Source organism: Pseudomonas asturiensis (assembly GCF_900143095.1).
Classification (GTDB): domain Bacteria; phylum Pseudomonadota; class Gammaproteobacteria; order Pseudomonadales; family Pseudomonadaceae; genus Aquipseudomonas; species Aquipseudomonas asturiensis.
Genome location: NZ_FRDA01000023.1, coordinates 1 through 21,166 on the forward strand (window position 1 = coordinate 1; position 21,166 = coordinate 21,166).

Annotated in this window: 19 protein-coding genes and 1 pseudogene; 11 read left to right on the plus strand and 9 right to left on the minus strand. The window is 60.9% G+C overall.

The window, feature by feature from the left end; all coding sequences use genetic code 11:
• Positions 1 to 84: 84 nt before the first annotated feature.
• Complete coding sequence (gene tnpB, locus BUB69_RS25885; RefSeq protein ID WP_007247730.1) at positions 85 to 444, plus strand: IS66 family insertion sequence element accessory protein TnpB; 360 nt, start codon at positions 85 to 87, stop codon at positions 442 to 444.
• 18 nt (positions 445 to 462) lie between these two features.
• A complete protein-coding gene (gene tnpC / locus BUB69_RS25890) occupies positions 463 to 1,974 on the plus strand; it encodes an IS66 family transposase (RefSeq protein ID WP_073172532.1) in 1,512 nt (503 codons plus the stop codon).
• 132 nt (positions 1,975 to 2,106) lie between these two features.
• On the opposite strand, the gene BUB69_RS25895 is transcribed toward tnpC, so the two are convergent.
• Positions 2,107 to 2,346, minus strand: coding sequence for a type II toxin-antitoxin system RelB/DinJ family antitoxin (locus BUB69_RS25895; RefSeq protein WP_073172535.1), 240 nt, complete (start codon positions 2,344 to 2,346; stop codon positions 2,107 to 2,109).
• A 295-nt stretch (positions 2,347 to 2,641) separates the two neighbouring features.
• Here BUB69_RS25895 and BUB69_RS25900 point away from each other — a divergent pair, with 295 nt between their 5' ends.
• Positions 2,642 to 3,367 carry a hypothetical protein gene (locus BUB69_RS25900; RefSeq protein WP_024685725.1) on the plus strand — a complete coding sequence of 242 codons (726 nt, stop codon included), beginning with the start codon at positions 2,642 to 2,644 and terminating at the stop codon, positions 3,365 to 3,367.
• Positions 3,368 to 3,464: 97 nt separating this feature from the next.
• Here BUB69_RS25900 and BUB69_RS25905 read toward each other — a convergent pair whose 3' ends face one another.
• The gene (locus tag BUB69_RS25905; RefSeq protein ID WP_073172538.1) at positions 3,465 to 4,025 is read right to left on the minus strand and encodes a GNAT family N-acetyltransferase; all 561 of its coding nucleotides are present in this window, start codon (positions 4,023 to 4,025) and stop codon (positions 3,465 to 3,467) included.
• A 127-nt stretch (positions 4,026 to 4,152) separates the two neighbouring features.
• Between BUB69_RS25905 and BUB69_RS25910 the strand changes: the two genes are divergently transcribed.
• Positions 4,153 to 4,689 carry a hypothetical protein gene (locus BUB69_RS25910; RefSeq protein WP_024685723.1) on the plus strand — a complete coding sequence of 179 codons (537 nt, stop codon included), beginning with the start codon at positions 4,153 to 4,155 and terminating at the stop codon, positions 4,687 to 4,689.
• A gap of 7 nt (positions 4,690 to 4,696) precedes the next feature.
• On the opposite strand, the pseudogene BUB69_RS28710 reads toward BUB69_RS25910, so the two are convergent.
• The 5 genes and pseudogenes from BUB69_RS28710 to BUB69_RS25930 form a co-directional block, all read right to left on the minus strand.
• Positions 4,697 to 4,795, minus strand: a pseudogene (locus BUB69_RS28710) (quinone oxidoreductase family protein); the annotation flags it as partial.
• 637 nt (positions 4,796 to 5,432) lie between these two features.
• Positions 5,433 to 6,713: an OprD family porin gene (locus BUB69_RS25915; protein WP_073172541.1), complete on the minus strand. Its 1,281-nt coding sequence runs from the start codon at positions 6,711 to 6,713 to the stop codon at positions 5,433 to 5,435.
• 217 nt (positions 6,714 to 6,930) lie between these two features.
• On the minus strand, positions 6,931 to 7,137 hold the full coding sequence (locus BUB69_RS25920; RefSeq protein WP_050586929.1) for a hypothetical protein: 207 nt from the start codon (positions 7,135 to 7,137) through the stop codon (positions 6,931 to 6,933).
• A 211-nt stretch (positions 7,138 to 7,348) separates the two neighbouring features.
• Positions 7,349 to 8,455 (minus strand): agmatine deiminase, encoded by a 1,107-nt coding sequence (gene aguA, locus BUB69_RS25925; RefSeq protein ID WP_073172544.1) that lies wholly within the window; start codon positions 8,453 to 8,455, stop codon positions 7,349 to 7,351.
• 218 nt (positions 8,456 to 8,673) lie between these two features.
• Positions 8,674 to 11,580 (minus strand): aminotransferase, encoded by a 2,907-nt coding sequence (locus BUB69_RS25930; protein WP_073172547.1) that lies wholly within the window; start codon positions 11,578 to 11,580, stop codon positions 8,674 to 8,676.
• Positions 11,581 to 11,829: 249 nt separating this feature from the next.
• Between BUB69_RS25930 and rfbB the strand changes: the two genes are divergently transcribed.
• The 6 genes from rfbB (at position 11,830) to BUB69_RS25960 (ending at position 18,224) form a co-directional block, all read left to right on the plus strand.
• Positions 11,830 to 12,912 (plus strand): dTDP-glucose 4,6-dehydratase, encoded by a 1,083-nt coding sequence (gene rfbB, locus BUB69_RS25935; RefSeq protein WP_073172689.1) that lies wholly within the window; start codon positions 11,830 to 11,832, stop codon positions 12,910 to 12,912.
• Entirely contained in the window at positions 12,909 to 13,784 is an 876-nt protein-coding gene (gene rfbA, locus BUB69_RS25940; RefSeq protein WP_024685125.1) for a glucose-1-phosphate thymidylyltransferase RfbA, read from the plus strand. The genes rfbB and rfbA overlap by 4 nt, the downstream gene beginning before the upstream one ends.
• Complete coding sequence (gene rfbC / locus BUB69_RS25945; protein WP_073172550.1) at positions 13,781 to 14,326, plus strand: dTDP-4-dehydrorhamnose 3,5-epimerase; 546 nt, start codon at positions 13,781 to 13,783, stop codon at positions 14,324 to 14,326. The genes rfbA and rfbC overlap by 4 nt, the downstream gene beginning before the upstream one ends.
• Positions 14,327 to 14,555: 229 nt before the next feature.
• Entirely contained in the window at positions 14,556 to 16,370 is a 1,815-nt protein-coding gene (locus BUB69_RS25950; RefSeq protein WP_073172553.1) for a sensor histidine kinase, read from the plus strand.
• Positions 16,367 to 17,752 (plus strand): sigma-54-dependent transcriptional regulator, encoded by a 1,386-nt coding sequence (locus BUB69_RS25955; protein WP_073172556.1) that lies wholly within the window; start codon positions 16,367 to 16,369, stop codon positions 17,750 to 17,752. Before BUB69_RS25950 ends, BUB69_RS25955 begins: the two co-directional genes overlap by 4 nt.
• A complete protein-coding gene (locus BUB69_RS25960; protein WP_073172560.1) occupies positions 17,739 to 18,224 on the plus strand; it encodes a thioesterase domain-containing protein in 486 nt (161 codons plus the stop codon). The genes BUB69_RS25955 and BUB69_RS25960 overlap by 14 nt, the downstream gene beginning before the upstream one ends.
• A gap of 397 nt (positions 18,225 to 18,621) precedes the next feature.
• Here the strand turns inward: BUB69_RS25960 and cysQ are convergent, their stop codons facing one another.
• Together cysQ and nudE are read right to left on the minus strand one after the other, a co-directional pair.
• Positions 18,622 to 19,464, minus strand: a complete 843-nt coding sequence (gene cysQ, locus BUB69_RS25965) for a 3'(2'),5'-bisphosphate nucleotidase CysQ (protein WP_073172563.1) — start codon at positions 19,462 to 19,464, stop codon at positions 18,622 to 18,624.
• A complete protein-coding gene (gene nudE / locus BUB69_RS25970; protein WP_073172566.1) occupies positions 19,461 to 20,027 on the minus strand; it encodes an ADP compounds hydrolase NudE in 567 nt (188 codons plus the stop codon). Before nudE ends, cysQ begins: the two co-directional genes overlap by 4 nt.
• Positions 20,028 to 20,125: 98 nt before the next feature.
• Between nudE and yrfG the strand changes: the two genes are divergently transcribed.
• Positions 20,126 to 20,788: a GMP/IMP nucleotidase gene (gene yrfG / locus BUB69_RS25975; protein ID WP_073172569.1), complete on the plus strand. Its 663-nt coding sequence runs from the start codon at positions 20,126 to 20,128 to the stop codon at positions 20,786 to 20,788.
• Positions 20,789 to 21,166 lie beyond the last annotated feature (378 nt).

Consider the following 21,166-nt stretch of genomic DNA (forward strand, 5'->3'; position numbering starts at 1 on the left):
GTAAGCGCTCCATGAATCCCACATTCCAAGCGCTTATCTGATGCTCGATGCTGTGCTCCCGATTCTCTCAGGAGCACGTTCGCCATGATGCGACCCGACGCCAAAGTCGAAAAAGTCTATCTCTACCCCAAACCCGTCGACTTCCGAAAATCCATTGACGGCCTGGCTGCCCTGGTCGAGTTGGATATCAAGGTCGCAGTCTTTGACCCAGTGCTTTTTGTTTTCCTCAACAAGCCACGCAACCGCGTGAAGATCTTGTACTGGGAACGCAACGGCTTCTGCCTTTGGCTCAAGCGCCTGGAGTCCGAACGTTTCAAAACATCGCCTGACGTGACGGACGAAGCGATTGTCCTGACTGTCCAGGAACTCAACTGGATGCTCGACGGTTTTGACCTCTGGCGTAACCGTCCTCATCAGGTTTTGACGCCGCGATTCGTGGCCTGATTCGGTATAATCCAGGGCATGAAATCCATGCCCGACAACCTTCCCGACGATCTCCAACTGCTCAAGCAAATGCTTGCGAAGATGCAGTCGCGGGTCGGTTTTCTTGAAGAGGAAAACGCGCTGCTGCGTCAGCGCTTGTTCGGACGTAAGTCCGAGCAGACGGCTGATCCTGCCACGCCTCAGCTAGCCCTTTTCAATGAAGCAGAAAGCATCGCGGACATCGCCGACGAAGACACGGAAGAAGAGGTCGTCGCACCCACCAAGCGCCGTGGCAAGCGCAAGCCGCTGCCCGCTGGCCTTCCGCGCATCGAGGTCATCCACGAACTGCCCGAACATGAGCTGACTTGCACCTGCGGCTGCCGCAAGCATGCCATCGGTGAGGAGATCAGCGAGCAGCTTGAAATCGTCCCGATGCAGATCCGTGTCATCAAACACGTCCGTAAAGTCTATGGTTGCCGCGACTGCGAAGCCGCTCCGGTCACTGCGGACAAGCCAGCTCAGTTGATTGAAAAAAGCATGGCCAGCCCGAGCGTTCTGGCGATGTTGCTGACCACCAAGTATGTGGACGGCTTGCCGCTTCATCGATTTGAAAAAGTATTAGGTCGCCACGGCATTGATATCCCTCGCCAGACCTTGGCACGCTGGGTTATCCAGTGCGGCGAGCACTTCCAGCCGCTGCTGAATTTAATGCGCGATAGCCTATTGGCCAGCCGCGTCATCCACTGCGATGAAACGCGGGTGCAGGTGTTGAAAGAGCCTGACCGCGAGCCAAGCAGTCAGTCGTGGATGTGGGTGCAAACCGGCGGCCCGCCGGATAAGCCGGTGATCCTTTTTGACTACTCCACCAGCCGTGCGCAGGAGGTACCGACTCGCCTGCTCGATGGCTATCGTGGTTACGTCATGACTGATGATTATGCCGGTTACAACGCGCTGGGCGCCCAAGCTGGAGTTGAGCGTTTAGGATGCTGGGCCCATGCGCGCCGTAAATTCGTTGAAGCGCAGAAAGTGCAGCCCAAAGGTAAAACAGGACGCGCGGATATCGCGCTGAATCTGATCAACAAGCTTTACGGCATCGAACGCGACCTAAAGACTTGCGGCGACGCTGAACGCAAGATCGGCCGTCACGAACAAAGCCTGTCGATACTGGCGCAGTTGAAAAGCTGGATCGAAAAGACGCAGCCACAGGTCACCGCTCAGAACGCCTTGGGCAAGGCTATCAGTTACCTCGCCAGTAACTGGAGCAAGCTGGAGCGATACGTCGAGGAAGGCTACCTGCCGCTCGACAATAACGCCGCTGAACGCGCGATCCGCCCCTTCGTGATCGGAAGAAAAAACTGGCTGTTTAGCGACACGCCCAAGGGCGCGACGGCCAGTGCTCAACTTTACAGCCTGGTCGAGACCGCCAAAGCCAACGGCCAGGAGCCCTATGCGTGGCTGCGCCACGCACTCGAACGCCTACCGACGGCGACATCGGTTGAAGACTACGAAGCCTTGCTGCCGTGGAACTGCTCACCTGCATCGCCTAGCTGAGCGCGCCACCCATATTGAGCACGGTGGGGTTTATGGAGCGCTTACACTGATCCCGGACACGACGCCAAGTCTTTTCTCGCCCCAGTTTGTGCCATCCCTTCAATGCCCTCACATCGAACTCAAGGTCATAGGTCATAGGTCATCCAGCGAAACTTTGACTCGCTGCGGCGCAGCAAGACGCTCGCGCACGCTGGCCATCAGGGTTTCATCTTCCTCGGTCATCAGCACGGGCTTGAACGGTAGTTGCCCGCGCTCAGCGACGTACTGCAGCGCTTGTCGCATGAGTTCGGAAGGTGTGACGCCGAGCTTTTCAAGCTCACGGTAAGCGCGCGCCTTGAGGTCATCGTCTATGCGGACGTTGATAGATGCCATGATGGGTATCTCTCTGTAATGACGTTTGCCTGTACAGTGACGCACTCCTGCCCCAGAGGCAAGTACCTGCTGCGAGACGACTCATGCAGCGCAGCAAGCCATCCATATCCACATCACAACCGCTACGCAATCCAGGCTGCAACCGAGCACTGCAAGGCAACCATTCCAACCTCAACGCCGCCCAAACCAGTCACACTTTGTAACACCCCTGATACACCGCTCATCATTACCCCCTAAAGCTATCCCCCCACCCCGTCGATATCCCTTGCACATACTCTAATCATGGATTGATGAAATGATTATCTCTTTAAGCACCACTGCCCCGTCGATGGCCGACCGCCTGACGCCTTCCGATCAGAAGCTCACTGCGCAACCGATGAGCGATGCAGCGAAGCAGGCGTTGCTCAATGCCACGCCCGCTGCCGTTTACTATCCGAGCGAACCGCCCAAGACCAGTATTGACTCGATGGAAGTGGTCGAGACGATGATCGGTCCGCCTCAGTCGTGGGATTTTCCGCGAGTGGCTGAGTTGCACCGTGGGGTGACGGAGGTGATGAGGGGCGCGTTCAAGGAGTTTCAGTCGGCGCTGTCGTATCTGTACCCGGACCTGGCTGACAAGAAGTTCGGTTTCACGGTTGCAGAAGACGGCAGCCTGAAGGCGCTCAATACGGGCGGGCAGTTGAATGCGGCCGAGATGGATCGTCTGAATGGGCTGCTGAACAACTCCAGCGATCTGAAGGCAGCGGCGTTGAATTACCGCGACTCGGCCATCGATCTGGTGGAGGCTGATTCGGCGTGGACCGGCAGCTACCTTGGCCGGTACAACCTGACCAAGGAAAACTTCGCCGACACGCTGGATCTGGCGGCGCTGCTTATCCCCGTGACCAAGACGCCGTCTCAGGAACAGTTTGACGGGATGTTCTTCAATCAGATGGCCTACAAGGGCGAGCGTGCATCGGCAGAGGTGCTGGCAGCACGGGAAGAAGCCCGTGCGGCGAAGCGGATTGTCGAGACGGCTTGAGGCTTGTTGCGTGTTTTGGGCGAGGCCGACTTCCGGGGTCACTTCCGGGGTCACTTCCGGGGCGACTTCCGGGGTGACTTCCGGGGTCAGGCCTTGGTCAAGATGATACAAGGCTTGCGCGCGCCAACCACTCCTCCCGCGTCATCTCCCAAATCTCTTGCGGCAGTCTCCCGCTGACGAAGTCGCTTTCACCCGTTGCCACTAAGCGCATGCCTTCCTTGATCGATACCCGCCGCGACCCTTCATTGGGCGCGGCCTTGGGCACTTGCATCAGGGGCTGGCCCAGCGTTTCGAACCAGTAACGATTAATCGTCACACAGGCTTCCTGCATGTAGCCGTTGCCCTGCCAATGCGGGTGCAGCCAGAAGCCGCGGTTGTTGCCGGGGTCGGTCATGAGGCTGATGCTGCCGATGATCTCGTGCGGCGCGTTGTGCAGGCGGATCATCCAGTGCCACTCGGTGCCTCGCTGCACGGCGGGCAGGGCGACGTCCTGGATGTAGCGCAGCGCGCCGTCCGGCGGGTAAGGCCAGGGCACACGATTGTTCAGAAAGCGTACGACTTCCCAGTGCGCAAAGCGCTGTTGCACGGCGGGCGCATCGGCGAGCTCGAGCGGGGTCAGCAGCAGGCGCTCGGTGCGCAGCGTGGGGGTGATGTTCATGTCGATGTCCTTTTCGTTGATCCGGTTTTATAGGATGAACGGTCCCGTTACAGGCGACTTTAGTTCGAACTGCGCCACTGGCGCGGGGGTCTACACAGCCTCTTTTAACTTTTGGTATCCACTGACCGTGCCCAGAATTATCACAGACGAGACACCCGAGCACGTCATCGACGAGCAGCAGATCACGCTGTTTGGCTCGCCAAAGGAGCGGCTGGATTTTTATCGGCGCGAGATTCATTACGAAACCACGAATCTGTCCAATCGCACTAACGCCTATTTGTCGGCGCAGTCTTTTCTGGTGATCGCCTACGCGTCGTCCATGGCCAATGCCAATACCGACTGGGGCGTGATGTTTACGTTGGTGGTGCCACCGATGCTGGCGCTGCTGGGCCTGTTCTGTACGCTGGCCGCGTGGCCGGGCATTCGGGCGGCGTGCGACATCATCATGCACTGGCATCGCAAGCAGGCGGGGTTGTTGCGCAGCGAGCCGGTCATCGGGCTGACCTATGACGACTCGCCGCTGTTCAGCGACTGGGAGTCCAGCGAAACCGGGCCGAAGAAATCACTGCTGTTTTCCAAGCGCACGCCTTGGCTGTTCAGTTTTTTCTGGCTGTTTCTGGGCAGTTTCGCGGTGTTCGTTCAGATGCTTGCGCTGGACAATTGATGACCGATCAGGGCACCAGAATGATCTTGTCGCCCCTGCCCTCGTTGATCTCAGCGTAACGCGCCAGGCCTTCGCTCAGCGGTGACTCGACCAGCCCGGCAGGCAGCGCCGTTGGTGAGGGAAATGCGGTAGCTCTTGCACAGGCTCCGAAGCGGTCAGCGATGGGCAGCGTGTATGGAAGAGGCCGGATACGGATCGGCCAAGGGCTTCTGCTTATCGGTCAGATGCGGGCGGCGGCATTGCGAACAAAGCGGTAGGGGCTGACTGAACGCATAACCGTGGGAGGCGGCTTGCCGGCGATGGCGTCAGTCCAGAAGGTGAGATGGCGTAGCAGACATCGCATCGCCGGCAAGCCGCCTCCCACAGTTCGATGTTGGCTGCGAGACCTGCACAACGAGGAGCGCTCCGCTTCCTAAGGGGTCGTCTACGCCTTCATGGCGTCAGCGCTGGCCGTTTCGCGAGCAAGCTCGCTCCCACGAAATGTTGAACTACGCCTGATAGCATGGACAGCGCTATAGCTGATCTTGCCAACACCACCAGTGCACATGCTCCGTACACACGTCCCGTGGGAGTGAGCTTGCTCACGAAGAGACCGGTTCATCCGCCAGAGATGTGGCGTTCGAAACATAGTCTTCGCGAGCAAGCTCGCTCCCACAAGTCTGCTATGGATTCATCTCAGCCCGTGGGAAAGGTCGTTGCTGGCAACCTGTTGCGAAGGCGATGCGGCTGACGCCATCACATCATCAGAAGATGTTGATCGGGTAGTCGACGAAGATGCGGGTTTCGTTGCCTTCGCTGTTGTACGCCTGAGCGTCGTCGGACACGCGCAGGAACGAATTGCGCAGACGAATCGACAGGTCCTTGGCCGGGCCGGTCTGTACCACGTAGGTCAGCTGGCTGAAGATTTCACGTTCGGTGCCATCGCCACTGCCCGCGGTACCGTCGTCGATGTTGTCGCCGCGCACGTAGGCTGCCCGGTAGCTCAGGCCAGGCGTGACCAGACCCGACAGGTCGACGCTGTAGGCGGCCTGCCACGAACGTTCGTCCTTGCCATTGAAGTCGGACCAGTAGGAGTTCGCCAGGTAGATGGTGTTGCCGCCATCGCTGGTGCCACCATCGTTGCGATAGCCGCCATATACGTAGCCGATGTCGCCGCTGCTGCGCTGGTGAGCCAGGGTGAACGAGTGGATACCCACAGCCCAGGTCGCTGCCAGGCTCCAGATTTTGTTGTCACGCTCGTCGCTGTTGGCGAAGTCCTTGTCCAGCCGGGTCTTGTAGCCGTTGAAGTCCAGTGTCAGGGACTGCTCCTGCGGCAGGGCGAAGACATAGTTCAGGTTCACGTACTGCTTCTTCAGGACGTCTTCGTCGTCAGAGGCGTAGAACGCAGCAGTGAATGCCTTGGAGAATTTATAGCTGGCACCGTAGACATTGATGCTTTTCAGGTCACCACTGTCGCGGGCTTCAGCGCTCTTGCGCGCCTGCTGGGTGAAACGACCGGCCACCACTTCAAGGCCGTCGATTTCCTTGGAAGTGATCATCGTGCCGGTGTAGCTTTCCGGCAGCAGACGGGAGTTGTCGTAGCTCAGTACCGGCAACTGAGGCATCTGGTCGCCGTACTTGATGACGGTGTTGGAGATACGCGCTTTCACTGCCGCGCCCACGCGCGTCAGATCATCGGCTGCGTCACCCTGGCCGTTGTCGCTCTGCTTGAAGAAGTCGATACCGCCTGCGCCGGCACGCCCTTTGCCGCCATCCAGGCGCACGCCGTAAAGTCCGAATGCGTCAACGCCGACGCCCACGGTGCCCTGGGTAAAGCCGGACGTGAAAGTACCCATGAAGGCCTGGCCCCACTCGGCCTTGTCTTCACGACCATTTTTGTAGTCACGGTTGATGTAGGCATTGCGTAGATTGACGGTCAGGCTGCTGTCTTCAACGAATCCCTGGGTGTCTGCCTGCCCTTGAGCCATGGCCTGACTGGCGCTGATGATGCCCAGCGCGAGCATACCCATACGTGTGTTAAGCATCTGTATTCCCTTCCTGTACGAATTGACACGCGCTGTGGCGACGGCGGATGCCGTTCCGGGCTTTCAGGTTTCAAACCTGCAAGCCGCACGCTGTCATCGCAGTGGACTACTGATGCACGTACATGGCGCAAAGCCACAAGCGGTGGGGCGCGAATCCTAGTCCCAAGGCTTGAAGGGTGTCAAACGTCAAGAAGGCCGAAATAGAGCGCTCCCGGTTTCAGTCCTTGAGCACGCCCAGCAGGGCTTCAAGCTCCGCATCGTTGAATAATCCCACCGGATAACGCTGCAGCAGCATCGCGCGCACGTCCGGTCGAGGTTTTGCGGGTTTGGTCGTCCTTAACCAATCCGCCATCAACTGGCGGGCCTCGTTACTGGAAGAAGCAGACAACTCACGAGCACGGTGCTGGCTCATACCTGCGTTCATAGTGACAACCTCTTAATTCATGAGGGGCTAAATTTACGGACGCTGTGTGACAGTCACGCTAAGAAAACGGATCAAACCTGACGTTGATTAAAGATGAGATTCGGATAAACGCTACAAAGTGTTACCCAAAAAAAAGCCCATCAGGTGATGGGCTTTAAGCAGCAAGAACAGGACCAATAGGCCACCATTACATGTTACTAATCATTTCTAACTAGGCCTTATGAGGGGCCGGTTGCTGCTGGGTCAGGCAGTGGATATTGCCGCCGCCAAGCAGCAATTCCCGGCCTGGGACCATCACCACTTCGTGCTCTGGAAACAATTGTTGCAGGATTTGCCGGGCGGTTTCGTCCATCGGGTCATCGAAACTCGGGGCGATGATGCCGCCGTTTACAATCAGGAAGTTCACGTAGGAACCGGCCAGGCGCACCGACGGGTTGCGCTCCTGACTGCCGTGCACCTGATCAACGCCCGCGCACTCTTCAGCCGTGGCAAACAATGGGCCCGGAATCGGCATTTTGTGCACGATGAACTCGCGGCCCCGGGCATCGCGGGTGTTTTCCAAAATACTCAATGCCGCATGGCAACGTGGGTAGTTGGGGTCTTCGGGATCATCGGTCCAGGCCAGCAGGACTTCGCCCGGACGAACGTAGCAGCAGAAGTTATCCACATGCCCGTCGGTCTCGTCATTGAACAGGCCATCCGGCAGCCAGACGATCTTATCCACAGCCAGGTTGTCGCTCAGCACGGCCTCGATCTGCTCGCGGGTCAGGTGCGGGTTGCGGTTGCGGTTAAGCAGGCACTCCTCAGTGGTGATCAGCGTGCCCTCGCCGTCCACATGGATGGAGCCGCCTTCCAGCACAAACCCTTCGGTGGCGTAACGCGGGCAGCGCTCGATCTCCATGACCTTGCTCGCCAGTTGCGAATCGAGGTTCCACGGCGCGTACAGGCCGCCATCGAAACCACCCCAGGCGTTGAAGTCCCAATCCACGCCGCGCACTTCGCCACGGTCGTTGATGACGAACGTCGGGCCGGTGTCGCGCACCCAGGCGTCGTTGTTGCTGATTTCCACGACGCGAATGTTCGGCATGTCCAGACGCGCCCGCGCGTTGTCGTACTGTGCGGCGGACACGGCAACGGTTACCGGCTCGAAGCGGGCGATAGCCTTGGCGACGGCCACGTGTGCCGTCTGCACCGGTTTGCCGCCCAGACGCCAGTTGTCCGGGCGCTCGGGCCAGACCATCCAGACCTGGGTCTGCGTGGCCCATTCGGCGGGCATGTGAAAGCCATCGGCGCGTGGCGTGCTGTTGAGTGTGGTCATGTCAGTCAGGACTCCAGTGGGGAGGTCAAAGGTGTTGATCGTGACCCTAGCAGACCGGCCATGACAATATGGGCGACTTTATAACGGATAAAAATCCGCATTAAAAGTGCTTTCAGGTTTTAATCGGTTATGTATTGCTTTTTTTGCCGATATTAATCTGCAATCAAGACCGCGCCTGATCATTCTTTACGCAATGGGCATGCCCCGTATAAAAAGGATCACTCGAGCTCTCGCAGCACCTTCGACAGCCTGTCCACGAAGAAATCCGCGCTCTGGCGCGTGATGCACATGGGCGGTTTGATCTTGAGGATGTTCAGGTCGTCGCCGGTCGGTTGCATGAAGATGCCCAGTTCGCGCAGGCGTTCGCACAGTTGTGCGGTTTCTTCGGTGGCGGGTTCCAGGGTCTGGCGATTGCGGACCAACTCGACGCCCAGGTAGAAGCCCATGCCGTGCACTGCGCCCAACAACGGATGCTGATCGGCCAGGGCTTGCAGGCGCGCCTTGAAGTGGTCGCCGATGACGCGGGCGTTATCCCACAGCCGCTCCTCTTCCATCACGTCCAGCACGGCCATGCCGATGCGGCAACTGACGGGGCTGCCGCCTGACGAGGAAACGAAATAGCCTTCGGCCTCCAGTACCTCGGCAATCTCGCGACGGGTGATCACCGCGCCCAGCGGATGACCGTTGCCCATGCCTTGGGCCATGGTGATGATATCCGGCACCACGCCCTGCTCTTCGAAGCCCCAGAAGTAGTGGCCCAGACGCCCGTAACCCACCTGCACTTCGTCGGCGATGCATACACCGCCCGCCGCGCGAACCCTCTGATAAACCTGTTGCAGGTAACCCGGCGGCAAGGAAATCCCGCCCGCATTACCAACCACCGGCTCACAGATGAAACCCGCCACCTGGCGCTGCTGCCCGGCCAGTTGCGCCAGTACCTGATCAACACTGCGCACGTACTCTGGCGCACTGCCCGGGCCGCGAAACGGTCCGCGATACACATTGGGCGCGGTCACCGGATGCACCCAGTCCGGCCGGGGGCGGAGCGCTTGCGGGTTGTCGGCAATCGAGGTGGACATGGCATCCGTCGCCACCGACCCGCCGTGATAGGCCCCCAGCACGCTGAGCATGTCGCGTCCGCCGCTGTACGCCCACGCCAGGCGGATCGCCAGGTCATTAGCTTCGGTGCCGCTGTTGACCAGAAACACGCGGTCCATGCCATCGGGTGCCAGCGTGAGCAGGCGCTCGGAGAACCCGGCAATGGCCGCGCAGTGAAAGCGTGCGTGGGTGTTGAGCAGCGACCATTGACGAGCCGCTTCATGGGCCATGCGCGGATGACCGTGGCCCAGCACCGCCACGGTGTTGAGCATGTCCAGGTACGAACGGCCCTGCATGTCGATCAGGTGATTGCGCCAGCCGCGCTCGATCTGCGGCGGTGCCTGGTCATAGTGTTTTTGCGAGCGAGCGAAGCGGGCGTCACGTCGGGCCAGCAACTGCGCCGGATCTTCAAGCGTCGGGGCATCGCAATCGAAACCCAGCAGCGTCGAGGGCGACAGGCAGAACGTACGCCAGGCATCGGCCCACGACGGCGCGGCAAACAACGGCGGGCTGAGGTCTGTCGCCGTACACAGTTGCAGCAGCAGCGAGCCGCCGCCATGGCCGATCAGGTCGCCTGCGCTTACGTGTGTGAGCGACTCAGGCATCACGCCCCACAGCTTCAGGCTCACCTCGGCACCGACCAGCATCAGCGCACCGTCGGCCATCCATCGCAGCGTGGCGTCGAACGGCGCGTGCAGCGGTGTCTCGGCCGGGATGTGAAGCTCGACGTGCAGGGCGAAGGTCTCAGGTTCGCGGGCGCTGTCCGGCAAGGTGCGCGACAGGCGATATTCACCAAAGCGGCTGGCAGCCAGCCCGGTGTGCTCGGCCGCCTCGCTGAGCAGGTATTCATCGATACCGTTGCGCTCCCAGTTGCCCGCGACAAAGTGTTCACTGAGTACACCCAGATCGACCCGCGCAGGCTTCACGCCTGCCAGACCGGGCAGCAGCGGCGCGTACGCGGGCTGCTCGAACGGTACAGGCTGTATGCCGACGGCTTGCAGAATCGCCGTTTCCATCAGGGCGATGGGCACGGACGTCGCCACGTCGAAAATAGTCCATTCACCCGCAAGACTGGCCTGAACGTCAGCATTGTCCGGCTCGACGCTGGCCTGCTGTTCGCTGCTGAGCACCAGCACCGCCGAGCGGGCGACGATCAACGGCCACAGCGCTTGCAGTTCCTCGGTCTTGAGCGGGTTGATCGCGTGATAGGCCCGAATCGCCGGCAGGATGTACAGCGGGTCGCCTTCGGTATGGTGCAGCAGCGCCGCGCAGGTGACGGACAGATCCGCCACGCGCCAGGTGGTCACAAGATCGCCGAAATCGTTCAGCCCTTGTAGCTGCCACTTGCGCTGGGTATCGCGCAGCCAGACCACGTGGTGCTCTGTGATGCCCAGGTGCACGGCCTGGATGGGCAGCGCCGCAATCAGTGGCAACAGACGACGATGCGCCTGCTCGGCAGCCTCGATCACACAGGCGCGGGCGTCGGCGTCTTCGAGCACCGGCAACAGATGTTTGATCAATGCATGCGCATGGCGTGGGTCCCACTGCAGAATGCGGTCCAGGCCCGGATGGTCGAAATCGGCCAGCGCCCGGTCCACCTTCGCACACAGCTCGCCAAGCCCGACCACCACCTCACGCCCCAGATGCTCAACGTGCGCCAGCGACTGACCTTCAATCAACTCCAGAAGCCGCACGTGAACCGGCTGGCCGCCGGTCTCGGTGGTCAGCAGTTGCGCAGTGTCGTTGGCGCGGATCACGCCCGGAACATTCAGGTCGTCGTGGCGAGCCAGGTGCTGGAGCGCCGCATGTTGGGCCTCCAGCTCCATGATCGAATAGGCACCGTGGCAGATTTTCAGCACATAACGACGCTTTTCGGTGTCGAGCAGAAAGGTGTGATCCTGCTGACTGACCAGGGATTTCAACGAGCCGCTCAGACCGTAATACTGACTGAGCCATTGCAGCGCCTGTTCGAGACTGACATCCGGACAAGGCAGGCTGGATCGACGAATAAGCGTGGCGAGCGGCATGTGGACCTCGATATTTTACCGACACTGACGCGGCACACACGGCGTCACGGGCAGTCGCGCAACTATAGGGCGATTGGTGCCCGCAGCCCAATCACGTTCAGGCATAAAAGGATGACGTCGGCTTTATGTCGCGCTGCGCGACACGGATGAATTTATTTCATACCCTGCACGCTTCTTATTGCCTGACCCTGTGATGCGCAATCAGGCGCTATGCTTCATCACGTCAAACACACAAACAAAGGCCAGTTCATGCGAATACTCGTTACCGGGGGCGCAGGGTTTATCGGATCTGCATTGATTCGTCACCTGATAAAGAACACTGAACATGACGTGTTGAACGTCGACAAGTTGACCTACGCGGGCAACCTCGAATCGTTGCAGTCCATCGCGAGTGACACCCGCTATGAGTTCGTGCAGGCCGATATCTGCGATCAGGCGGCCATCAGCGCAGTGCTGGCGCGTTTCGCCCCTCAGGCGATCATGCACCTGGCCGCAGAATCCCACGTCGACCGCTCCATCGACGGGCCGGCCGAATTCATCCAGACCAACATCGTGGGCACTTACAGCCTGCTGGAAGCCGCGCGCGGTTACTGGCTGACCTTGCCCGAAACGGAGCGCGGCGCGTTTCGCTTCCACCACATTTCCACCGACGAAGTGTATGGCGACCTGCACGGCGTCGATGACCTGTTCACCGAAACCACGCCCTACGCGCCCAGCTCTCCGTACTCGGCGAGCAAGGCGGCGTCCGATCACCTGGTCCGCGCCTGGCAACGCACCTACGGGTTGCCGGTGGTGCTCACCAATTGCTCGAACAACTACGGGCCGTTTCACTTCCCCGAAAAACTGATCCCGCTGGTGATCCTCAACGCCCTCGCGGGCAAGCCGCTGCCGGTCTATGGCAATGGCCTGCAGGTGCGCGACTGGCTGTACGTGGAAGACCACGCGCGCGCGCTGCTCAAGGTGGTGACCGAGGGCGGGATCGGCGAGACCTACAACATCGGTGGGCATAACGAGCAGAAGAACATCGACGTGGTGCGCGGCATCTGCGCACTGCTCGATGAACTGGCACCGCAGCACCCGGCTGGCGTGCAGCAGTACAGCGACCTGATCACCTATGTGGTCGACCGTCCTGGCCACGATCTGCGCTATGCGATCGACGCCAGCAAGATCGAAAAAGAGTTGGGCTGGACACCCGAAGAAACCTTCGAGTCCGGGCTGCGCAAGACCGTGCAATGGTATCTCGATAACCTGGACTGGTGCCGCAGGGTTCAGGATGGCAGTTATCAAGGAGAGCGACTGGGCTTCACTGACCACAAGGACCTGATTGCATGACTAAAGGCATCGTTCTGGCCGGGGGCTCCGGCACCCGCCTGCATCCCATCACGCTTGGCCTGTCCAAGCAGTTGCTGCCGATCTACGACAAACCCATGATTTATTACCCGTTGTCGGTGCTGATGCTGGCCGGCATTCGGGAAATCCTGATCATCTCCACCCCGGAGGATTTGCCGCAGTACCGCAAGCTGTTGGGTGATGGCAGCCAGTTCGGTGTGCACTTTCATTATGCCGAGCAGCCAAAGCCGGAGGGCCTGGCGCAGGCTTTCCTGATTGGCGAGCAGTTCATTGGCGACGATTCGGTCTGCCTGATCCTGGGCGACAACATTTTCCACGGTCAGCACTTCAGCGTGCAGCTGCAGCAGGCCGCCGCCCGCAAGGCCGGGGCGACGGTGTTCGGCTACTGGGTCAAGGACCCGGAGCGCTTCGGCGTGATCGACTTCGACGAACAGGGACGTGCGCTGTCCATCGAAGAGAAACCCACGGCGCCCAAATCCAGTTACGCGGTGACCGGTCTGTATTTCTACGACAACGACGTGATCCAGATCGCCCGGGACGTCAAACCCTCGCCCCGTGGCGAGCTGGAAATCACTGACGTGAACAACGCCTACCTGCAACGCGGCGACCTGCACGTCGAACGTTTCGGCCGGGGTTTCGCCTGGCTCGACACGGGCACACACGACAGCCTCCTCGATGCCTCGGCCTACGTGCAGACCATCGAGCATCGCCAGGGCCTGAAAGTCGCCTGCCTTGAGGAAATCGCCTACCAGAATGAATGGATCGACCGTGATCACCTGCTTGCACGTGCCGATTATTTTGGCAAAACAGGTTATGGTCAGTACCTCTTCAAGATTGCTGGGGAAACCAAGTGAACGTGATTGCAACAAAGCTGCCCGAAGTCCTGATTCTGGAACCCCGAGTATTCGGCGACGAGCGCGGCTTTTTTTTCGAAAGCTTCAACGCCCGTGCGTTCAGCGAGGCCACCGGACTGGAGAGGCAGTTTGTGCAGGACAATCACTCACGCTCCCAAAAGGGCGTGCTGCGCGGGCTGCATTACCAGATCGAGCATGTGCAGGGGAAACTGGTGCGGGTGACGGCCGGCGAGGTGCTGGACATTGCGGTGGACATCCGCCGCAGCTCGCCGACGTTCGGTCAGTGGGTGGGCGTCAGGTTGTCCGCTGAAAACGCCCGTCAGCTATGGGTGCCGGAAGGTTTTGCACACGGCTTCGTGGTCTTGAGCGACTCCGCCGAGTTTCTGTACAAGACCACCGACTATTACACGCCATCGGCCGAGCGCTGCATTCGCTGGGATGATCCTGACCTGGCCATCGACTGGGAGCTTGATGGAGCACCTCAGCTGTCGGCCAAGGACCAGCAGGGCAAAAGCCTGAACGAGGCCGAGCTGTTCGCCTGACCGTTCTGGCGGCAGACCATTTGCCCGGGTGCCGGATCAGGCTGTGCCGGGCATAATGCGCCTTTGATCCCCCATCGATGCCCCATCAGGATCGACCGGGTTTTCTGTTGCCTGCGCGGATGTCGTCGCGGACCGGCGTTGTCGCCACAGGTTGAGCATGTTCGACCCCAGACAGCGCCCGTCCCGTACAGCGGCCCAGGCACCGCCATTCATTCGGCGCTTGCCAACAATGACCAAGACTTCCTCCCTCCCTCCCCGCCCACGGTGGCGCAGTCTGGCGCTGCTGGCGATCTGTCTGGCGCCGTTGCTGTGGCCGCTGGAACATCTGGCGGAGCGTTACTACCGGGGCGTACTGGCCAGTCAGAACCGTCAGACGCTGGACCTTTACGTCGCCAACCTGCTGGGCACGCTGCATCGCTATGAAACCCTGCCGCAGATCCTCGGCGACCTGCCCGCGCTGCGGGCTGCTCTGGAAACGCCTGGCGACCGGGCCACTCTGGAAAACGCCAACCACCTGCTCAGCGATATCACGAGCCAGACCGGTGCCGACGTCATGTACCTCATGGACGCCAACGGCCTGACCCTGGCGGCGTCCAACGCCGACCAGCGCGACAGCTTCGTGGGTCGCAACTTCTCGTTTCGGCCCTACTTCATCGACGCTCGGGCTGGCAGAACAGGCCGGTTTTTCGGGCTGGGCACGACTTCGGTCAAGCGCGGCTACTTCTTCGCGGGGCCGGTACGCGACGGCGACCGGGTGATCGGTGTGCTGGTGGTCAAGGTCGATCTGGACCACACCGAAACGCTTTGGGGCAAGACACCCGAGCAGTTGCTGCTGACCGACCAGAACGGCGTGGTGATTCTGACCTCCAACCCGGAATGGCGCTTTCGGGCTACGCGCGACCTGACCGATGACGAAAAGCGGGCGATCACTGCCATCCAGCCTTATCCGACACGTGATCCGCGTCCACTCAAGATTGACGAGCACGCCTGGCTGGCGCAAAGCCAGCCCATCGATGAAACCGGCTGGAACGTGAATATCCTGGCGCCCAAAGCACTGGTCGACCGCCCGGTGCGTACGGTGGTGGCGATTGGCGGAGCGGCGCTGCTGGTGCTCATGCTGTTGCTGGGCTTGATGATGCAGCGTCGTCGTCATTACCTGGACCGCATTGCCTTCGAGGCCAAGGCCCGGCGCGAGCTGGAAATGCGCGTGATCGAACGGACCAGCGACCTTGAAGGCCTCAACAGCCGGTTGCGTCAGGAAGTGCTGGAGCGCGAGCAGGCGCAGCAGGAGCTGGTACGCGCCCAGGACGAGCTGGTACAGACCGGCAAGCTGTCGGCGCTGGGCACCATGTCGGCCAGCATCAGCCATGAGCTGAATCAGCCGCTGGCCGCCATCCGCAGCTACGCCGAAAACGCCGAAGTGCTGCTTGATCACCAGCGCACCGAAGACGCACGCGGCAACCTGAAACTGATCAGCGAACTGACCGGGCGCATGGCCTCGATCATCGCCCACCTGCGCGCCTTCGCCCGTCGTGATCGGCATGCGCCGGAAAGCGTGGCCCTGCAACCGGCACTGGACGACGCGCTGGCATTACTGGCCAAACGTCGGCGCGCCATGGAAGTCGAGTTGATCCGCGACGTGCCTGACGCGACACTGTGGGTGCAGGCCGGAGAAACCCGCTTGCGTCAGGTGCTGGGCAATCTGCTGGCCAACGCGCTGGACGCCCTCACCGAGAAAGGCCCGCCGCGCAAACTGTGGATAAGTGCCGAGCAGACCCGTGAAGGCGTCAATCTGTACATTCGCGACAACGGCCCAGGGTTTTCCCAAGAGGCACTGGAGCGGGCCCGCGAACCGTTCTTCACCACCAAGACCCGCACGCAGGGCCTTGGGCTGGGCCTGGCCATCTGCGATACCCTGATGCGCGCACTGGGGGGCGAATTGCTGTTCGCCAACCATGCCAGCGGCGGTGCATTGCTGACCTTGCGCCTGCGCGCCGGTGCTTCGGGTGCCAACCTTCAACCGCCAGAGGACCTTTCTGCATGAGTTCGGACACAGCCATCGACAGCCAGATTCAGGTGGTGCTGATCGACGACGACTCGCACCTGCGTCAGGCACTGCGCCAGACCTTGGACCTTGCAGGTCTGAACGTATTGTCGCTGCCTGAGGCCACTGGACTTGCCGAGCGCATCGGGCGTGACTGGCCGGGCGTGGTGGTCAGCGATATCCGCATGCAGGGGATGGACGGTCTTGAGCTGCTGGTCCAGTTGCATGAACAGGACCCCGATCTGCCGGTGCTGCTGATCACGGGTCACGGCGACGTGCCGCTGGCGGTGAAGGCCATGCGCGCCGGGGCCTATGACTTTCTGGAAAAACCCTTTGCCAGCGATGCGATGCTCGACAGCGTGCGCCGCGCCCTGGCGTTGCGCCGTCTGGTGCTGGATAACCGCAGCCTGCGTCTGGCCTTGAGCGATCGCCAGCAATTGAGCACGCGTCTGGTCGGCCACTCAGCGCCCATGCTGCGCCTGCGCGAGCAGATCGGCGCCTTGGCGGGCACGCGGGCGGACGTGCTGATCCTCGGCGAAACCGGCGCAGGCAAGGAAGTGGTCGCGCGTGCGCTGCACGATTTGTCCAACCGCCGCAACGGCCCATTCGTGGCGATCAACGCCGGGGCGCTGGCCGAGTCAGTGGTGGAAAGCGAGCTGTTCGGCCACGAATCGGGGGCGTTTACCGGCGCGCAGAAACGCCGCATCGGCAAGTTCGAATTTGCCAACGGCGGCACGCTGTTTCTCGATGAAATCGAAAGCATGAGCCTGGACGTTCAGGTCAAGCTGCTGCGCCTGTTGCAGGAACGCGTGGTCGAGCGCATGGGCAGCAATCAACAGATCCCGCTGGATATCCGCATCATTGCGGCCACCAAGGAAGATTTGCGCCAGGCGGCAGATCAAGGGCGCTTTCGGGCCGACCTGTATTACCGCTTGAACGTCGCCTCGCTGCGTATTCCGCCGCTTCGCGAGCGCGGTGAAGACGCCCTGATGCTGTTCGAGCACTATGCCGATGCCGCCAGCCTGCGCCACGGCATTCCCAAGCAGGAACTCAAACCCGGCCAGCGTGCCTTGCTGCTGCGTCACAGCTGGCCCGGCAACGTTCGCGAACTGCAGAACGCCGCCGAACGCTTCGCCCTGGGGCTGGAGCTGGAACTGGAAGGCAACGCCATGCCGGACGCCCCGCCAGCAGGTGGCGGCTTGAGCGAACAGGTAGAAAGCTTCGAACGTGCCTTGATCGCCGCCGAACTGGCTCGTCCGCACAGCTCGGTGCGCAGCCTGGCCGAGGCACTGGGCGTGCCGCGCAAGACCCTGCACGACAAGCTGCGCAAGCACGGCCTGAATTTTGGCGACAGCGGCGGAGCGTCCGATGAAACCGACTGAGCCACAAACACCGTCGTCAGGCAACGCAGCGGCAGAACTGGAGCAGGTGCTGCACCACGACATCCCGCTGACCCGCGAGATGGGCATCCGCGTCATCGACTGGCAGCATCACCGACTGCGCCTGCACTTGCCGCTGGCACCCAACGTCAATCACAAGAGCACGCTGTTCGGCGGCAGCCTGTACTGCGGCGCAGTCCTGGCCGGCTGGGGCTGGCTGCACTTGCGCCTGCGTGAAGCGGGCATCACCGATGGTCATATCGTGATTCAGGACGGGCAGATCAGCTATCCGCTGCCGGTTCGCGACGACGCCATTGCCGTGTGTGATGCCCCAGAGGCTGCGCAGTGGGACAGGTTCATCACCACCTACCAGCGCAGGGGCCGTGCGCGTCTAGTGCTCCAGACCCGCATCTGTGCGCAAGACAGCGATGAGTCGGCCGTGAGGTTTACCGGGCAGTTTGTATTGCATCGGTGATCCCGCCCCGCCAGCCCTATTCGCGAGCAAGCTCGCTCCCACGAGACGGCGTTAGCTTGTGAACAGGGCCGACCTGGAAAAACCGCTCAATAAAGCGACGGCCGAGGCGTGAGGTGGCGGATAACACCCACCCCGTGGGAGCCCTATTCGCGAGCAAGCTCGCTCCCACGAGACGGCGTTAGCTTGTGGACAAGTCCGACCTGTAAAAACTGCTCAATAAAGCGATAAACGAGGCGCGAGATGGCGGATAAACACCCACCCCGTGGGAGCGAGCTTGCTCGCGAAGGCTATGCATCAGACGCCGTCTCTTCAGCGGATGTACTGCCCTATTTGCGAGCAAGCGCACCAAAGCCAGACCTGCGCATCGCGATAGCGCAGGGCCTTGGGAACCACCGGATCAGGACTGCGCCAGCACCAGCAATTTCTCACGCCACTCGGCCTTGGCTGGCAACGCGAGGAAAAACGGATTGAGCAGCGACTCGCGGGCAGGATAGGAGAAGCGCTGGCCGTCGAGCTGCAGAACTTCACCGCCCGCGCCCTCAAGCACGCCTTGCGCCGCAGCGGTGTCCCATTGCGAGGTCGGGGCCAGGCGCGGATAGCAGTCAGCCGCGCCCTCAGCCAGCAGACAGAACTTCAACGAGCTGCCGATATTGGTCAGTTGCAGCGGCCCAAGACCTGCTGCCAGACCGGCCAGCAGATGTTCCTGCTCAGGGCTTGAGTGCCTGCGACTGGCGACCACGGTAAAGGCCTGCCCGGCCTGTAGCGTCTGTCTGACCTGAATCGGCTCGCAATGGTCGGGGCTGTCACTGCGCCACGCACCCAAGGCTGCGCCGCCGAAATAACAGCGATCATTGGTCGGCATGGACACCACGCCAAACACCACGCGTCCGCGCTCGATCAGGGCAACGTTGACCGTGAACTCTTCACTGCCGGAAATGAATTCCTTGGTGCCGTCCAGTGGATCGACCAGCCACCAGCGCTCCCAGGTCGCGCGCTCGCTGAAAGGGATGTCGGCATCTTCCTCGGACAACACATGAATCGTCGGGTCCAGCGCTTGCAAGCCTTCGACCAGCACCTGATGAGCCGCCAGATCGGCTGCGGTGACAGGCGAGTCATCGGCTTTGGAGGTCACGCTGACGTTGGCGCGCCAAAACGGCAGGATGGCTTCGCCCGCCAGGCGTGCGAGTTCGATCACGGGAGCAAGCAGCGGATGCGGCAGGTTGGCGAACGGGTCGGTCATGGTTGAAAGAGTCCACGTTGGGTCAGCACGTCGCGGGTCAGGTACAGCGCAGCCAGGGCGCGCCCTTCGCTGAACTGTGCATTCTGGGCCAGGCTCGCCAGCTCCCGCAGGTTGATCTTGTCCACGCGAATCGGCTCGGGCTCATCGCCTTCTAGCCGTTCCTCGTAAAGGTCGGTGGCCAGCACCACCTGAATTTTCTGGTTCATGTAACCGGGCGACAGCGACAGCTCGGTCAGGTGTTCCAGTTGGTGCGCGCCGAAACCGGCTTCTTCCTTAAGCTCGCGATTGGCGGCGGCAAGGATGTCTTCGCCCGGTTCGATCAAGCCCTTGGGCAAGGACAGCTCGTATTCATCGGTGCCGCCGCAATACTCTTCGATCAGAATCGCGTGGTCAGCGTCGAGCATTGCCACAATCATGACTGCGCCATAACCCGCGCCTCTGCCGACCAGCCGTTCGTAGGTGCGCTCGACGCCGTTGGCAAAGCGCAGTTGCAGCTCTTCGACGCGGAACAGGCGACTGCTGGCGACGATGGCGCGGGCGAGAACGGTGGGTTTCTGACGCATGACAGGCTCCTTCACATGGACGGGGTACTATACCGTGGCTTTTCCGAATGTCTGTGTCGGATATGCTCACTCACTTGACCCACCTTCATGAGGCCAGAATGCTTTCCATGCCCTGGAGCGAAATCGATACCGTCCTGCTGGATATGGACGGCACGTTGCTCGACCTGCATTACGACGACCACTTCTGGTTGCAGCACCTGCCACAACGTTACGCCGAGCTGCATGGCATCAGCTTCGCCATGGCCTGGCTGGAATTGCAGCCGTTGTTCGAGCGCAACGCCGGCACCCTTAACTGGTACTGCCTGGATTTCTGGAGCGCCGAGCTGAAACTGTCGGTGCGCGACCTGAAGCGCGAAATCGCTCACATGATCGCCTTGCGCCCGGACGCTGAAACCTTTCTGGCAGCGCTCAGGCAGGCGGGCAAGCGGGTGATCATGATCACCAACGCCCACCGCGATTCGTTGTCGTTGAAGATGGAGCGGATCGAATTGGCGTCCTACTTCGAGCGTTTGATCAGCTCCCATGACTATGGCTTCCCCAAGGAAAACCAGCAGTTCTGGGAGGCCCTGCATGCCGACACCGCGTTCGACCCGGCCCGCAGCCTGTTCATCGACGACACCCTGCCGATCCTGCGCAGCGCGGGACGCTTCGGGGTTGCGCAGTTACTGGCCGTCAGCCAGCCCAACAGCCAGAAAGGCCCGAAAGACACCGAGGAATTTGCCGCTGTCGGAGATTATCGGGAGTTGATCAAAGGGTTGTGAGGGCCAGCACACCCTTGGAAGACGCGCAAAACGAAGCCAAAACGAAAGTGCCTGACTGAATGCATACCCGTGGGAGGCGGCTTGTCGGCGATGGCGTCAGTTCAGTCACCGACAGGTCGCTTGCGAAAAAGCATCGCCGGCAAGCAGCCTCCCACAGTCCGTTGGTTGCAGCGAGACGTGTGTATCACGCTGAGTACTTCGCGTATGCACCGTTTCGGAAGACGCACAAAACAAGGCCAAAACGAAAGTGACTGACTGAATCCATACCCGTGGGAGGCGGCTTGCCGGCGATGGCGTCAGATCAGGCACCGATAGATCGCTTGCGAAAAAGCATCGCCGGCAAGCAGCCTCCCACAGTCCGTTGGTTGCAGCGAGACG